Below are 13,770 nucleotides of genomic sequence, written 5' to 3'. Positions count from 1 at the left end.
GATGGCGGATGGCGAATTTCAGCATGTCCGTTTCCAGCGATTCCAGCGTGCGGACATCCCCCCGCGCATCGAGCATGGTCATGGTGTGGGGTTCGCGCACCGTGATGATCTCGCGCAGCGGCGCCCCGGTGATCATGGCCGGGCCGGTGTGGACCGGCTTGGGCGGCAACAGCGGTGCGGAGGGGATGCGCACGTCGAACCCATCCACGCGGGCGGCGATCTGCGGCAGCTCCGGTACGCCGATCTCGTCGCCTTCAGCGAGAATCACGGCACGATACATCGCATTCTCGAGCTGGCGCACATTGCCGGGCCAGTCATAGGCCGCGAGCAACGCCTGAGCCTCAGCGCTGATGCTGCGCACTGCCTTGCCTTCCTCGGCCCCGAAGCGGGCGAGAAAATGCCAGGCAAGGTCGGCGATATCCTCACGCCGCACTCGCAGCGCCGGCAGCATGATCGGGAAGACATGGAGACGATAATAGAGGTCTTCGCGGAACTGCCCTGCCTTGACCAGATCGATCAGGTTGCGGCTGGTGGAGGAGATCAGGCGGAAATCCGTACGCACAGCCCGCCGGGCACCGAGCGGTTCGATCTCGCCGCTGCGCAGCGCGTCGAGCAGCTTGACCTGCAGCGTGGGCGACAATTCGCCGACATTGTCGAGGAAGAGCGTGCCGCCATGGGCCTCCGCCAGCTTGCCGGCCTGCTTGTCGACGGCGCCGGCTGCGTTCTTATCCTGGCCGAACAGGATGCGTTCGGCTTCGGCCTCCGGCAGGGTGCCGCAATTGACGGCCACGAAGGGCCGGCCGCGACGTTCGCCGCCACCATGGATCGCCTGCGCCACCATCTGCTTGCCGGTACCCGTCTCACCCTCGATCAGCACGGGAATGGTCGAGCCCGCCGCTTTCTCGGCCAGGCGCACCACCCGCTCCATTTCGGGGCCGCGGGCGACCAGATCCCTAAGGCCGAGCTGGCCCGTGACGCGCTTGGCGAGCACGGCTACTTCGCGTTCCAGAGCGCGATGCTTGAGAGCATTGCGGATCGAGGCTTGCAGGCGCTCGGCGCCGACGGGCTTGACCACGAAATCGGCCGCGCCCGCCTTCATCGCCGAGATCACGGCATCGATCGAGCCGTGGGCCGTCTGCACGATCACCGGAACCTGCAGGCCGCGGGCCCGCATGCGACCGAGCACGCCCATGCCGTCGAGATCAGGCATCACCAGATCCAGGACGAGAAGATCGACCTTGCCGCCTTCGAGTTCGCGCAGCGCCGCTTCGCCACTGTCCACGAGGCGGGCATGATAGCCAAAACGCCTCACCATGGCCTCGAGAAGCCGGCATTGCACCGGATCATCGTCGGCGATCAGAACAGTCGAGCCCATCAATCCCCCGTCCCATTTCATCCGACGCAGCGATCGGATGCCGATCCCTGCGGAAACCCGGCATCACCGCGCCAGCACGAGGCCGCCCTCCGGAGAGGCGCCACGATTTCACCCGGGCGAAGCGCCCTGTGTGCCGTTTCGGATCATCTAGGAGGAGAAGCGTGAAGGACTGCTTAACGACGTTTCATCAAAGTCACATTCCACTGAGATGGTTGAAACCGCAGCCGCGAACGGCGATATGTGGGACCATCATGGGGCCGCATCGCCGGCCCGGCTTTGTTGCAAACACCGAGTGTCAGCTTCCGGCTGACGTCTTGATCTGCCGGCGAATGCTTGGTTTTCAAGATGCCAGCCGGAGGCTGACACGCCGGAATGCCGTTCGAACGACAACCGCAATCGTAGTGCCAAGCGGTCTCAAGGAGTTTTCATGGCCGGCCAATCTTTTTCCGCATCCTCCGGTTCCTCCACATCCGAGGCATCCAAGGCTGATTCGCCGGAGACCAGGGCCGACCGGAAGGGCAGCGAACTCGGCCGACTGCCGGAATGGAATCTTGCCGATCTCTACCCGGGCCTCGATTCGCCCGAGATTACCGCCGATCTCGACAGAGGCCTGATCGACTGTGTGGCCTTCGAGGAGGCCCATAAAGGCAAGCTCGCCGAGATTCTGGCCGGCAAGGAGGGCGCCCGCCGTCTCGCAGCCATCATCAAGACCTATGAGGGCCTCGAGGACAGGCTCGGGCGAATCGCCTCCTTCGCTGGCCTCGTCTATGCCGGCGACACCACGGATCCCGTCCGCGCCAAATTCTATGGCGACGTGCAGGACAAGCTGACCACGGCGTCCTCCCACCTCCTGTTCTTCACGCTGGAGCTCAACCGCATCGACGATACGGCCTTGGCCGAGGCGGTCAAGGACGAGGCGCTCGCTCATTGGAAGCCCTGGCTCGACGATATCCGGATCGAGAAGCCCTACCAGCTCGAGGATCGCGTCGAGCAATTGTTCCACGACAAGTCGGTCACCGGGCGTGGCGCCTGGAACCGCCTGTTCGACGAGACGATCTCGGGCCTGCGCTTCCGGGTGGAGGATAGCCAGGAACTGACGCTGGAGCCGACCCTGAACCTGCTTCAGGACCCCTCCCCGGCCAAGCGCGAGAAGGCGGCCCATGCCCTCGCCCGCACCTTCAAGGACAATCTCAGGCTGTTCACCCTGATCACCAACACGCTGGCCAAGGACAAGGAGATCTCCGACCGCTGGCGCGGCTTCGAGGATGTCGCCGATTCCAGGCATCTGTCGAACCGGGTCGAACGCGAGGTGGTGGACGCCCTGGTCTCGGCGGTGCAGGAAGCCTATCCGCGCCTGTCGCATCGCTACTATCGCCTCAAGGCGAAGTGGTTCGGGCTCGACCAGCTCAACCATTGGGATCGCAATGCGCCGCTGCCCAAGGTGGAGAGCACGCCGATCAAGTGGGAAGATGCGCGCGGCACCGTGCTGGAGGCCTATGCCGGCTTCTCGCCGCGCATGGCCGGCATCGCCCAGCGTTTCTTCGACGAGAACTGGATCGACGCGCCCGTCCGTCCGGGCAAGGCCCCTGGCGCCTTCGCCCACCCGACCGTGCCCTCGGCCCATCCCTATGTGCTGCTCAACTACCAGGGCAAGACGCGCGACGTGATGACGCTGGCCCATGAGCTCGGCCACGGCGTCCACCAGGTGCTGGCGGGCCATAACGGTGCGCTGATGGCGCCGACGCCGCTGACCCTGGCCGAGACCGCCTCGGTGTTCGGTGAGATGCTGACTTTCCGCGCCTTGCTGGCGCAGGCCTCAAGCCCGGCACAGAAGAAGGCCATGCTCTCCGCCAAGGTGGAGGACATGATCAACACGGTGGTGCGCCAGATCGCCTTCTATTCCTTCGAGCGCAAGGTACATGTCGAGCGCCGCCAGGGCGAGTTGACCGCCGACCGCCTCGGCGAAATCTGGCTGTCGGTCCAGGAAGAGAGCCTCGGGCCGGCCATCAAGATCGGACCGGGCTACGAGACCTTCTGGACCTATATCCCGCATTTCATCCATTCGCCGTTCTACGTCTATGCCTATGCTTTCGGCGATTGCCTGGTGAACTCGCTCTATGCCGTCTACGAGAAGGCGCATGATGGCTTTGCCGAACGTTATCTCGCCATGCTCGCCGCCGGCGGCACCAAGCACCATTCCGAGTTGCTCGCCCCCTTTGGCCTCGACGCGCGCGATCCCGCCTTCTGGCAGATCGGGCTCAATCTGATCGAGAGCATGATCATCGAGCTCGAAGGGATGGAGTGAGGCAGGTGGGGCCGCGACGGAGGCTTTGCGCCCTCCCCCTCATCCTGCGGCGATCGCCTCCAGCTCCACCAGCCAACCCGGTTCGAGCGTCTCGACCACGATGGCCGTGGTCGGGATGCGGCGGCTGCCGAGAGCCTTGAGCCGCGCCGCCTGATTGGCTTCGACATAAGCCGCGTCGCGCAAATAGCTGGTGACGCGCACCAGATTGTCCACGCCCATGCCGGCCTCGGCGAGGATGCGCCGGATATTGGACCACACGCAGTCGAGCTGCTCCGCCAGGCTGGTGGGCGCCCTCCCCGCCGGATCGAGCCCCATGGTGCCGCTGAAGAAAAGCAGGCGCTGAGGCTTCACCACTTCCATGGCATGAACATAGTCTGGTGTGGCGGCATAGATACCATTGCTGGGATTTCGTACTATCATCTGCATGTTCCGGCCTCTCGTTTCCACGTCAACCTGCTCAGAAACATCTTCGCCAGAAAGAGGTTTTTGCCGAATGAAATCAAAAACGAAGGATGTTCGGCCGACCGGCCAGGCTGAGCGCCATCTCGACGATTTCGACCGAAAGATCTTAACCGCCCTGAGTGCCGATGCCCGTCAGACCTATGCCGAAATCGGCCAGAGCGCGGGGCTATCCGCGCCGGCCGTGCATGAACGTGTCAAGCGGCTGCGCGAATCCGGTGTGCTCAAGGGCTCGACGGCCGTTATCGACGCCCAGGCCATCGGCAAGCCCTTCCTGGCCTTCGTGCATGTCGACACCGAGGGCTGGGGCAAGAGCGAGCGCATGATGACACTGCGCCGTTTCCCCGAGGTGGAGGAAATGCATTCGGTGGCCGGCGATACCGGCGTGGTGATGAAGGTCCGCACCCGAAACGCCCGGGCCATGGAGCATTTCCTCTCCCAACTCTATGTCCTGCCGGGCGTCAGGGGCACCAAGAGCTATGTGGTGCTCTCCACCTATCTGGAGAGGGCGATCCAGCCCGCCGCCACCGAAGATTGGCCCGACATCCCGCTGCCACAGAGCTAGGTTCGGCATCCCGCGTCAGCCTGCCCGCAATGCCCGCGCAATCCGCCCTCCCTAGGTTGCGCCCGCATTCGGGAGCCGACGATGATCCGCAGGAAGCAATGGGCCGCCAAGGCTGCCGGCTATGGGCTGCACGCCTATATCAGCGGGGTGATGCGTACCACGCGCTTCGCCCCTGAGCCGGGCGAACTGCCTCCCTGGGAACGGACGAAGGGTTCCTTCATCGCACTGACCTGGCATGGCCAGCAGATGCTGAGCGTCGCAGCCCTGCGCGGCGCGCCGCGAACCAGCGTGCTGGTCTCGCTGCATTTCGACGGCACGGTGATCGCCACGGCGCTGGCACGGGCTGGCTACGGCACCATTCGCGGCTCCGGCACCCAGACCCGCGCCAAGATCCGGGGCAAATGCGGCATCCCCGCCTTCCTGGCGATGCGCCAGGCGCTGGAAACCGGCACCAATGTGCTGATGACGGCCGACGTGCCCAAGGTCGCGCGTGTCGCCGGTAAGGGCGCGGTGCAACTGGCCCGTGCCACCGGGCGGCCGATCTTCCTGTTCGCGGCGGTGACCAGCGCCCGCATCGACCTCGACAATTGGGACAAGGCCAGTCTGGTGCTGCCCTTCGGGCGCGGCTGCGTATTGTGGTCGGAGGCCCTCACCGTAGCCGGCAATGCCAATGCAGCGGAGATCGACGCGGTCAGCCGCCGCATCACGACCGGGCTCGATAACCTGCATGCCGAAGCTCATCGGCGACTACGTTCCGGGACCTGATGGCGCCCATGCGCGTTTTGGCTGGATATTGCCGCGCTTTGGCGTGGCCCTGCGTTCCGAGGAGGCAAGGGCCGCAGCTAAGAGGGACGGAGCCTGAAGGATGTACGTTCCCCTCACGGCCGAACAGCGGATGCAAACATGGCAATTCTTCTCGGCCTGGCGGCCGCCCTGTGCTGGGGTGGCACGGATTTTCTCGGCGGTGCGGCGGCGCGAGCGCTCGGGGTGCGCCGGTCCCTGTTCTTCAGCCAGGCCATCGGCTTTGCCGGCCTGTCGCTGCTGGTCCTGTTCCTGCCCGCCATCCACGGCCAGATGGCGTCGGCCCTGCCGGAGGCCTGGCTGTGGGGCCTCGCCGCCGCCCTCTGCAATTTCCTGGGCATGCTGGCCCTGCTGTCGGCCCTGGCCCGCGGCAAAGCCGCCCTGGTGGCGCCCCTCACCGCCACCTATGGCGTGATCACCACCTTGCTCTCGCTGGCGACCGGCGAGGTGTTGGGCTGGTGGGCCCTGGCGGGCCTGGCGCTCTGTTTCATCGGGGTACCCTGTACGGTCTATGCCCCGGACGACGGCGGAGCCTCGGCGGGTTCGAGGGCTTCGCTGCGCCTGGCGCTGGCGGCGGCCCTGTTCTTCGGCGTCGGCTTCTGGCTGCAGGGGCACCTGGCCCTGCCCGGGCTCGGCGCCACCGCGACGCTGTGGCTGCTCTATGCCACCAATTTGGTCTGTCTTGCCGGCATGCTCGCGGCGCGGCCGGCCGAATTCCGGCCACCGCCTTCATCGCTCTGGCTCCTCATCACCGCGATCGGCCTGCTCAGCCTGTGCGGCTTCGGCACGTTGGCCTTGGGGGCGCTTACCGGGGCCGTTGCGGTGGTCACCGTGCTGAGCACGCTGTCCGGTGCCGTCACGGCCGCCCTAGGCGTGGTGCTGCGCGGCGAAAGGCTGTCGCCTCTGCAATGGTTCGGCATCGCCGACGCCCTTCTTGGCGTCCTCCTGCTCAGGATCGGGGGCTAAAGCGTTTTGCGATTTGCCGATATCGACAAGAATCGCAAAAGCGCGTGACAAAGAGGACCGAGAGCAAACAAGCGTTTACGCTTAAACGCGCTTTGCTCTAGCCGGTGTCCCCGGCACCGCTGCCTCGTTCCGGCGCAAGGGCGACCAGCCGAGCGTCATGCCGGCGGCCGCGACCAGGATGGCACCGGCGCCGATCATCTGCAGCCAGTCCAGGCGGTGGCCGAAGGCGATGAGGTCGACCAGGATCGCCACCACCGGATAGATGAAGGAGAGCGCGCCGGTGAGGCTGGTCGGCAGTTTCTGGATGGCACCATAGAGCAGGATATACATCAAACCGGTATGGACGATGCCGAGCGTACCGAGGATCACCCAGGTCTGCATCGCCCAGCTCTGGTCCGCCGTGGGCGAATGGAACAGGCTGGCGAGGGGAGCCAGCATCACCATGCCCACGATCACCTGGATCAGCGCGATCAGGTGTGGTGGCACGCCCTTGAGCTTCTTGGCGACCAGAGCGGCGATGGCATAGAAGAAGGCGGCGCCGAGCGCCAAGCCGATGCCGACCAGATAATCGGTGCCGGCAGCCCCGCTTTTGGCCTGCACGATGCCGAGCATGCCGGCGAAGGCGAGGCCGAGCCAGAACAGCTTGGAGGCCGTCAGCTTCTCGGCGAAGAACAGCACGCCGAAGCCCACCAGCATGAAGGGCTGGGTGTTGTACACGGCGGTGGCGATCGAGATCGAGGCGCGCGGATAGGCGGCGAACAACATCAGCCAGTTCGCCACGATGGCGATGCCGCCGACCACGGCGAGCCCAATCTGCCTAATCGTGATGACGTCGCGCCTGAAAAGGCCGAGCCCCAGGCAGATCAAGGCGAGCGTGCCCGCCCCGAACAGGCAGCGCCAGAACACCACGTCGATGACGGGCTGGCCGGACAGGATGACGAACCAGCCGATCGTGCCGGATATGATCATGGCCACCGTCATCTCGGCCGTTCCGCGGAGCTTGTCCATGGCATTCACCTCTCAAAGGAGGCTGAATTCTATTCGGGTGCCGCGCAATTTTATATGGATAGGCTAAGGCTAGATATGACATGATCCTAAATTACGAAGGAAAAATCGCGGATTTGCATCATGCTTGATGAAGTGGACAAGCGCATCGTCGACATCCTGGTCGAGAACGCCCGCATCTCCCTGAAGGAACTGGCGGGCCGGGTGAACCTGTCCTCCCCCTCGACCTCGGAACGTCTCAGGCGCCTGGAGGAGCGCGGCGTGATCCGCGCCTTCACCGTGGACGTCGATCCGCAGGCTCTCGGCTATACGCTGCAAGCGATCGTGCGTATCCGCCCTTTGCCCGGCCAATTGCCCCGGGTGCAGCGGCTGATCGAGGAAATCCCGGAATTCTCCGAATGCGACAAGGTCACGGGCGATGACTGCTTCGTCGCCCGGTTGCATCTGCGCTCGATCGAACAGCTCGACGAGATCCTCGACCGCCTCATCGACAAGGCCGAAACCAACACCGCCATCGTCAAGTCGCAGCCGGTGAAACGCCGCCTGCCGCCGCTGTGAGGGGGTGCTTCGCCGAGACCAGATCAGCGCTGGAACAGCAGCGCTCCCGTCGCCACCAGCAGCAGCCAGGCGATGCCGTCCCATTCCGTCAGCGAGGAAGATGGCGCTCGGCGACGTGCACTGAATGCTGCCATCGCCTGCAACACGGCGAACAGGGAGAGCAGTGCGGCGAAGGTCGGGCCAAAGGCCTTCGATCCGCAGGCTGCCAGCAAGGCGGCGAAGAGGACTTCGGCAGCAAAGACGTGAATGGTTACCCTGGAGACGATGTCCAGTTTTCTCGGAACTGAATGCGACATGGTGAAAGCGGTTCTGAAAATGCCTTGTTCTCACGCCGGCCCACGAAAGCATTCGGTCGGACGAGGGAAAGAAAGGACGTTATCCTGCCCTGCCGCAATTGTTCGGTGGGCTGACATCGAAGGCATTTTACGAAATAGCAAGTCCATTACACAAATAAATATTGTGCATTATTTTAAGCAGGATGCGTAAGCAAGATATAAGGACACCGGCCCTGCTTTAGGCGGGCGGTGCAATATTTCGGGGTCGCAGGCGTCTCGCCTGCGACGTCCTCCTCAGTCGCAGCGCAGCAGGGAAGGCGGCGCGCCGATGTCGGCAACCACTGCCTCGAAGCGGCGGGTCTCGGGATCGCGCACCAAGAGATGGCCGGAAGCAATGCCGAAATAAGCGCCGTGGAGCTGCAATTCGCCGGCATCGACGCGGCGGCGCACGCTGCCGAAGGTCATCAAATTGGCGAGGCTCTGTTCCACGGCGGCCAAAGCAAGACGGGTGATATAGTCTTCCGACGGCGTCTCGCCGGGATCCTCGAGCGTATCAACCGCCGGGGCTATGATCGACATCCATTTGCCGATGAAGTCGCCGGAGGAGAGCGGCGCCCGCTTCTCGGCGAAGGAGCGGATGCCGCCGCAGCTGGCATGGCCCATGATGACGATATGCTTGACCTTGAGCGCCTCGACCGCGAATTCCAGTGCGGCGCTGGTGCCGTGGAACTGGCCGCCCGCTTCATAGGGCGGCACGATATTGGCGACGTTGCGCACCACGAACAGCTCGCCCGGCCCGGCATCGAAAATCACTTCGGGCGAGACCCGCGAATCACAGCAGCCGATCACGAGCACTTCAGGGCTCTGCCCCGTGGTTCCCAACGTCTCGTAGCGCTGGCTCTCCCGGGAGAAGCGATCACCGAGGAAGGACTTGTAGCCGGCGATGAGATTGTCTGGGAACATGGGATCTCCTCGGAGCGCGGACACCCTGTCCGCTCTTGAAACGACAACGGTCGAGAAGAGAGCGGGGCGGTGATCTCAAAAGACACCACCACGCATGGATACTGGAAAAGGCGGATACCGCGACATGCAAACATGTCGTTGGGAGATCCGCCCTCCCCGGATTATGCTGCCAGGTTGCGCAGCACGAACTGCAGGATGCCGCCGTTCTTGAAGTAGTCGAGCTCATCCAGCGTATCGATGCGGCACAGCAGCGGCACCTTGACCACCTTGCCGTCGGCGAAGGTGATCTCGGCCTCGATGGTCGCGCGTGGCTTGATCGTCTCGATACCTTCGATCGTCACCGTCTCGTCGCCCTTCAGGCCCAGCGTCTGCCAGGAGGTACCTTCGGCGAAGGTAAAGGGCACCACGCCCATGCCGACCAGATTGGAACGATGGATACGCTCGAAGCTCTGGGCGATCACGGCGCGCACGCCGAGCAGCTTGGTGCCCTTGGCCGCCCAGTCACGCGAGGAACCGGTGCCGTATTCCTTGCCGGCGAACACGACCAGGGGCACGCCCTCGGCCTTGTAGCGCATGGCGACGTCATAGATCGGGGCTTCCACGCCATCGGGATAATGGATGGACAGACCGCCTTCGATACCTGGCAGCATCTGGTTCTTGATGCGGATATTGGCGAAGGTGCCGCGCATCATCACCTGATGGTTGCCGCGGCGGGTGCCGTACTGGTTGAAGTCCACCGGGCGGACCTGATGATCGCGCAGATATTCGCCCGCCGGGCTCGCCGCCTTGATCGAACCGGCCGGGGAGATATGGTCGGTGGTGATCGAGTCGAGGAAGAGGCCGAGGACGCGAGCCTTGTGCACGTCGGTCGGCGGCACCGGCGTCTTGGTCATGCCCTCGAAATAAGGCGGGTTCTGCACATAGGTGGAACCTTCGTCCCAGGCATAGGTCTGGCCCGCCGGGGCCGAGATCTTCTGCCAATTGACGTCGCCCTTGAAGACGTCGGCATATTTGGACTTGAACATCGCCTGGGTGACGTATTGGTCGATCACCGCCTGGATCTCGGCGCCGTCGGGCCAGATGTCGGCGAGGAAGACCGGTTTGCCGTCGCTGCCGGTGCCGAGCGGCTCCAGCGTCAGGTCGACCTGGAGGGAGCCGGCCAGCGCATAGGCAACCACCAGCGGGGGCGAAGCGAGGTAGTTGGCCTTGACGTCCGGATTGACGCGGCCCTCGAAGTTGCGGTTGCCCGAGAGCACGGCGGCGGCGACGATGTCACCCTTGTTGACGGCTTCCGAGATCGGCTCCGGCAGCGGGCCGGAATTGCCGATGCAGGTGGTGCAGCCGAAGCCGACCAGGTTGAAGCCGAGGGCATCGAGGTCCTTCTGCAGGCCGGACTGGCTGAGATAGGCTTCCACCACCTGGGATCCCGGGGCGAGCGAGGTCTTGACCCAGGGCTTGGACTTCAGGCCCTTGGCCGCCGCCTTGCGGGCGAGCAGGCCGGCCGCGACCAGCACCGAAGGGTTGGAGGTATTGGTGCAGGAGGTGATGGCGGCGATGGTCACCGCGCCATGGCCGATGGCGTAGTCGGTGCCCTCGACGGCCTGCGTCTTGCCGGCCTCGCCGGGCTTCTTGAACTCGCCTTCCAGGGCGGCGAGGAAGCCGGCCTTGGCGTCGGAGAGCAGCACGCGGTCCTGCGGGCGCTTGGGGCCTGCGAGCGAGGGCAGCACGGTGGCGAGGTCGAGTTCGAGGATGTCGGTGAACACCGGATCGAAGCTCGCCGCGGTGCGGAACATGCCCTGTTCCTTGGAATAGGCTTCGACCAGGGCGATACGGTCGGCGTCGCGGCCGGACTTGTCGAGATAGCGCAACGTCTCGGCATCGACGGGGAAGAAGCCGCAGGTCGCGCCATATTCCGGTGCCATGTTGGCGATGGTGGCCTTGTCTTCCAGCGTCATGGCGTCGAGGCCCTGGCCGAAGAACTCCACGAACTTGCCGACAACACCCTTCTTGCGCAGCATCTGGGTGACCGTGAGCACCAGGTCGGTGGCGGTAACACCGGCCGGCAGCTTGCCGGTGAGGCGGAAGCCGATCACTTCGGGGATCAGCATCGAATTGGGCTGGCCGAGCATGGAAGCCTCGGCCTCGATGCCGCCGACGCCCCAGCCGAGCACGCCCAGGCCATTGACCATGGTGGTGTGGCTATCGGTGCCCACCAGCGTGTCGGGATAGGCGACGGTGACGCCGTCCTCTTCCTTGGTCCAGACCGTCTGGGCCAGATATTCGAGATTGACCTGGTGGCAGATGCCGGTGCCCGGCGGCACCACGCGGAAATTGTCAAAGGCCGACTGGCCCCATTTCAGGAAGCGGTAGCGCTCCTGGTTCTGCTCATATTCGCGGGCCACATTGTTCTTGAAGGCGTCGTTGTTGCCGAAATAGTCGACGACGACCGAGTGGTCGATGACGAGATCGACGGGCACCAGCGGGTTGATCAGGGTGGGGTCGCCCCCCAGGGCCTTCATGGCGTCGCGCATGGCGGCGAGGTCGACCACGGCCGGCACGCCGGTGAAGTCCTGCATCAGCACGCGCGCGGGGCGGAAGGCGATCTCGCGCTCGGCCTTGCCACGGTTGGTGAGGAAGGCGGCGATGGCTTCGATATCACCCTTGGAAACGCTGCGGCCATCCTCGAAGCGCAGGAGGTTCTCGAGCAGGACCTTCATGGAGACCGGCAAGGCGGAAATGCCGGGAAGACCGTTCGCTTCCGCTGCTTTCAAGGAATAATAGGTATAGGTCTTCGAGCCCACCTGAAGTGTCTTGCGGGCTTTGAAGCTGTCGAGAGAGGCCATGGCAGGTTCCCTGAAAAAGGCCGGGGAACGTCCCCAAGCCTATGATAGGTCAGCGGAATTCGCGCTCGCGAGGCGATTTGTGCGGCGCGGGATGGTGCGTTTATAGAAGGATTCCAGTCAGGCCGCTACTGCCTATTTGGCGACGTCTGCCATGCCCGGATCGCGGGGTCTGCCACCGGACGGGTAGGAGGCGGCAGCGGCAGAAAAATCGGTCCGGTTTTTACGCTTTGTTAAGGCTGCCGGCCGATTCCGGGGCAGAACACCGCCTTTCCTCTCTATTTCCGCGGTGTGACCATCGACACGGCACGCTCGCGCCGCAATCGGCATCTACTCCGCCAGCTTCAGCTTTCAGAACGCGGCCGAACGTTTGCTCTTGAGGATATCATGCAGCCATTTGCCCCCTTGCTCGCCAAGCTTCGCACCGAGTTCCGGCATGCCTGGTTCCCGACCCTGCTGATCTGCTCGATGGTGATCCTGCATGACCTGGCCACCGGCATTCAGCATGGCGGCCTAGTGGTGGCGTTGCTGATCGCCGCCTTCGTCCTGGCGCGCCCCGCCTTGCTCCGCCAGCGCTCGCCGCTGCAGAGCTGGCGCCACAGCCTGATCTATGCCGGCGCCATCCTGGTTGCGACCCTGGTCTCCCTGGGCACGCTCGATTGGCTGAAGCTCTGAAAAACCCCGCCGATGACGATCGGGCGTGCGGTAGCCGGCGTCAGCGCAGCATGATCCAAAGCGGGCTCTTCCAGGCCTTCAGGGCATCCAGGAAAACCTGCAGCTTGGCAGGCAGGAAACGCCGCGTCTGATAGACGGCGTGCACGAAGATCTCGGGCGAAGACCAATCCGGCAGGAGGCGCTCGAGTTCACCGCTCTCGATGCGCTGGTCGCAATAGGTCGAGGGCAAGAGGCCGATGCCGTGGCCCTTGTAGGTGAAGGCGCTCACGGCCTGGAAATCGCGACTGGCGATCGGCCCGGAGACCTGGACCTTCGCTTCTCTGCGACCACTGACCAGGTGCCATTCGGCTTCGTTGTTGCGCCCGTTCATCAGCACACAGCGATGGCGAGCCAGATCCTCCGGCTTGGCCGGCCTGTCACGCCCATCGAGATAGCCTGGCGTCGCCACGACATAGCGCACGCTCTTGCCGATACGCTGGGCGATGATACTGGAATCCTGCAGTTCCCCGAAGCGGATGGCCACGTCGACATTCTCGGCGATCAGATCGAGAAAGACATTGGTGACGACGAGATCGACCTGGATGTGCGGATAGGCCGTCAGGAAGGACGAGATGAAGTCGTAGAAGGGCTGCTGTCCCATGATCACTGGCACGGAGACCCGAAGCAGGCCCTCCGGCCTTCTTTGGGCCTGGACGAGTACCCGTTCGGCATCCTGGAGTTGGCCGAGCGGTTCGCTGCATTGATGGTAATAGGCGCGTCCCTGGGCCGTGAGTGTCAATTTGCGCGTCGTGCGCTGCAACAGCGTCACGCCCAATTGTTCCTCAAGCGCACTCACCTTGCGACTGACGGTGGAGACAGGCATGCCGAGTGCGTGGGCGGCACGACTGAAGCTTTCGAACTGCGCCACCTTCGCAAAAACGGCGATGTCATTGAGATCGGCCATGCCGATATTTTTGCATAAATGGAAAATTGATTCCATATAT

The 13,770-nt window shown here is 64.0% G+C and carries 13 protein-coding genes; 6 read left to right on the top strand and 7 right to left on the bottom strand.

All coding sequences use genetic code 11. The features are described 5' to 3' along the window. Nucleotides 1-1,375 (bottom strand): sigma-54 dependent transcriptional regulator (locus BA190_RS32325; protein WP_068298295.1); only part of this gene is annotated, 1,375 nt, incomplete at its 3' end. 427 nt (nt 1,376-1,802) lie between these two features. Here BA190_RS32325 and BA190_RS32320 point away from each other — a divergent pair. Continuing rightward, the gene (locus BA190_RS32320) at nt 1,803-3,680 is read left to right on the top strand and encodes a M3 family oligoendopeptidase (protein ID WP_068298292.1); all 1,878 of its coding nucleotides are present in this window, start codon (nt 1,803-1,805) and stop codon (nt 3,678-3,680) included. 39 nt (nt 3,681-3,719) lie between these two features. Here the strand turns inward: BA190_RS32320 and BA190_RS32315 are convergent, their stop codons facing one another. Then, nucleotides 3,720-4,106 (bottom strand): RidA family protein, encoded by a 387-nt coding sequence (locus tag BA190_RS32315; protein ID WP_068298289.1) that lies wholly within the window; start codon nt 4,104-4,106, stop codon nt 3,720-3,722. 67 nt (nt 4,107-4,173) lie between these two features. Here BA190_RS32315 and BA190_RS32310 point away from each other — a divergent pair, with 67 nt between their 5' ends. From BA190_RS32310 to BA190_RS32300, 3 genes are all read left to right on the top strand, one after another. Next, complete coding sequence (locus tag BA190_RS32310; protein ID WP_068298287.1) at nt 4,174-4,704, top strand: Lrp/AsnC family transcriptional regulator; 531 nt, start codon at nt 4,174-4,176, stop codon at nt 4,702-4,704. An 81-nt stretch (nt 4,705-4,785) separates the two neighbouring features. Beyond that, nucleotides 4,786-5,469: a lysophospholipid acyltransferase family protein gene (locus BA190_RS32305; RefSeq protein ID WP_068298284.1), complete on the top strand. Its 684-nt coding sequence runs from the start codon at nt 4,786-4,788 to the stop codon at nt 5,467-5,469. 138 nt (nt 5,470-5,607) lie between these two features. Continuing rightward, nucleotides 5,608-6,471, top strand: a complete 864-nt coding sequence (locus BA190_RS32300; RefSeq protein ID WP_068298281.1) for a DMT family transporter — start codon at nt 5,608-5,610, stop codon at nt 6,469-6,471. A gap of 81 nt (nt 6,472-6,552) precedes the next feature. Here the strand turns inward: BA190_RS32300 and BA190_RS32295 are convergent, their stop codons facing one another. Beyond that, nucleotides 6,553-7,479 (bottom strand): DMT family transporter, encoded by a 927-nt coding sequence (locus tag BA190_RS32295; protein ID WP_068298278.1) that lies wholly within the window; start codon nt 7,477-7,479, stop codon nt 6,553-6,555. A 120-nt stretch (nt 7,480-7,599) separates the two neighbouring features. On the opposite strand from BA190_RS32295, the gene BA190_RS32290 reads away from it, so the two are divergent. Continuing rightward, the gene (locus BA190_RS32290) at nt 7,600-8,034 is read left to right on the top strand and encodes an Lrp/AsnC family transcriptional regulator (RefSeq protein ID WP_068298273.1); all 435 of its coding nucleotides are present in this window, start codon (nt 7,600-7,602) and stop codon (nt 8,032-8,034) included. Nucleotides 8,035-8,057: 23 nt separating this feature from the next. Here BA190_RS32290 and BA190_RS32285 read toward each other — a convergent pair whose 3' ends face one another. The 3 genes from BA190_RS32285 to acnA form a co-directional block, all read right to left on the bottom strand. Further along, complete coding sequence (locus BA190_RS32285; protein ID WP_068298270.1) at nt 8,058-8,330, bottom strand: hypothetical protein; 273 nt, start codon at nt 8,328-8,330, stop codon at nt 8,058-8,060. A 273-nt stretch (nt 8,331-8,603) separates the two neighbouring features. Next, nucleotides 8,604-9,272: a carbonic anhydrase gene (locus BA190_RS32280; RefSeq protein ID WP_068298267.1), complete on the bottom strand. Its 669-nt coding sequence runs from the start codon at nt 9,270-9,272 to the stop codon at nt 8,604-8,606. A 161-nt stretch (nt 9,273-9,433) separates the two neighbouring features. Beyond that, nucleotides 9,434-12,115 carry an aconitate hydratase AcnA gene (gene acnA, locus BA190_RS32275; protein WP_068298263.1) on the bottom strand — a complete coding sequence of 894 codons (2,682 nt, stop codon included), beginning with the start codon at nt 12,113-12,115 and terminating at the stop codon, nt 9,434-9,436. Between the two features lie 384 nt (nt 12,116-12,499). Between acnA and BA190_RS32270 the strand changes: the two genes are divergently transcribed. Next, nucleotides 12,500-12,787 carry a hypothetical protein gene (locus BA190_RS32270; protein ID WP_068298260.1) on the top strand — a complete coding sequence of 96 codons (288 nt, stop codon included), beginning with the start codon at nt 12,500-12,502 and terminating at the stop codon, nt 12,785-12,787. Between the two features lie 40 nt (nt 12,788-12,827). Here BA190_RS32270 and BA190_RS32265 read toward each other — a convergent pair whose 3' ends face one another. Beyond that, nucleotides 12,828-13,730: a LysR family transcriptional regulator gene (locus BA190_RS32265; protein ID WP_068298304.1), complete on the bottom strand. Its 903-nt coding sequence runs from the start codon at nt 13,728-13,730 to the stop codon at nt 12,828-12,830. Between the last annotated feature and the right edge of the window lie 40 nt (nt 13,731-13,770).

Source organism: Labrys sp. WJW (assembly GCF_001676615.1).
Classification (GTDB): domain Bacteria; phylum Pseudomonadota; class Alphaproteobacteria; order Rhizobiales; family Labraceae; genus Labrys; species Labrys sedimenti.
The sequence above is the reverse complement of the archived record's forward strand: the minus strand, read 5'-3'. Positions and strand labels throughout refer to the sequence as shown.

What these genes read in the sequence shown, in the direction of transcription:
- BA190_RS32320 (WP_068298292.1), top strand. Translation starts at nt 1,803, where the DNA reads ATGGCCGGCCAATCTTTTTCCGCATCCTCCGGTTCCTCCACATCCGAG.
- BA190_RS32315 (WP_068298289.1), bottom strand. Translation starts at nt 4,106, where the DNA reads ATGCAGATGATAGTACGAAATCCCAGCAATGGTATCTATGCCGCCACA.
- BA190_RS32310 (WP_068298287.1), top strand. Translation starts at nt 4,174, where the DNA reads ATGAAATCAAAAACGAAGGATGTTCGGCCGACCGGCCAGGCTGAGCGC.
- BA190_RS32305 (WP_068298284.1), top strand. Translation starts at nt 4,786, where the DNA reads ATGATCCGCAGGAAGCAATGGGCCGCCAAGGCTGCCGGCTATGGGCTG.
- BA190_RS32300 (WP_068298281.1), top strand. Translation starts at nt 5,608, where the DNA reads ATGGCAATTCTTCTCGGCCTGGCGGCCGCCCTGTGCTGGGGTGGCACG.
- BA190_RS32295 (WP_068298278.1), bottom strand. Translation starts at nt 7,479, where the DNA reads ATGGACAAGCTCCGCGGAACGGCCGAGATGACGGTGGCCATGATCATA.
- BA190_RS32290 (WP_068298273.1), top strand. Translation starts at nt 7,600, where the DNA reads ATGCTTGATGAAGTGGACAAGCGCATCGTCGACATCCTGGTCGAGAAC.
- BA190_RS32285 (WP_068298270.1), bottom strand. Translation starts at nt 8,330, where the DNA reads ATGTCGCATTCAGTTCCGAGAAAACTGGACATCGTCTCCAGGGTAACC.
- BA190_RS32280 (WP_068298267.1), bottom strand. Translation starts at nt 9,272, where the DNA reads ATGTTCCCAGACAATCTCATCGCCGGCTACAAGTCCTTCCTCGGTGAT.
- acnA (WP_068298263.1), bottom strand. Translation starts at nt 12,115, where the DNA reads ATGGCCTCTCTCGACAGCTTCAAAGCCCGCAAGACACTTCAGGTGGGC.
- BA190_RS32270 (WP_068298260.1), top strand. Translation starts at nt 12,500, where the DNA reads ATGCAGCCATTTGCCCCCTTGCTCGCCAAGCTTCGCACCGAGTTCCGG.
- BA190_RS32265 (WP_068298304.1), bottom strand. Translation starts at nt 13,730, where the DNA reads ATGGCCGATCTCAATGACATCGCCGTTTTTGCGAAGGTGGCGCAGTTC.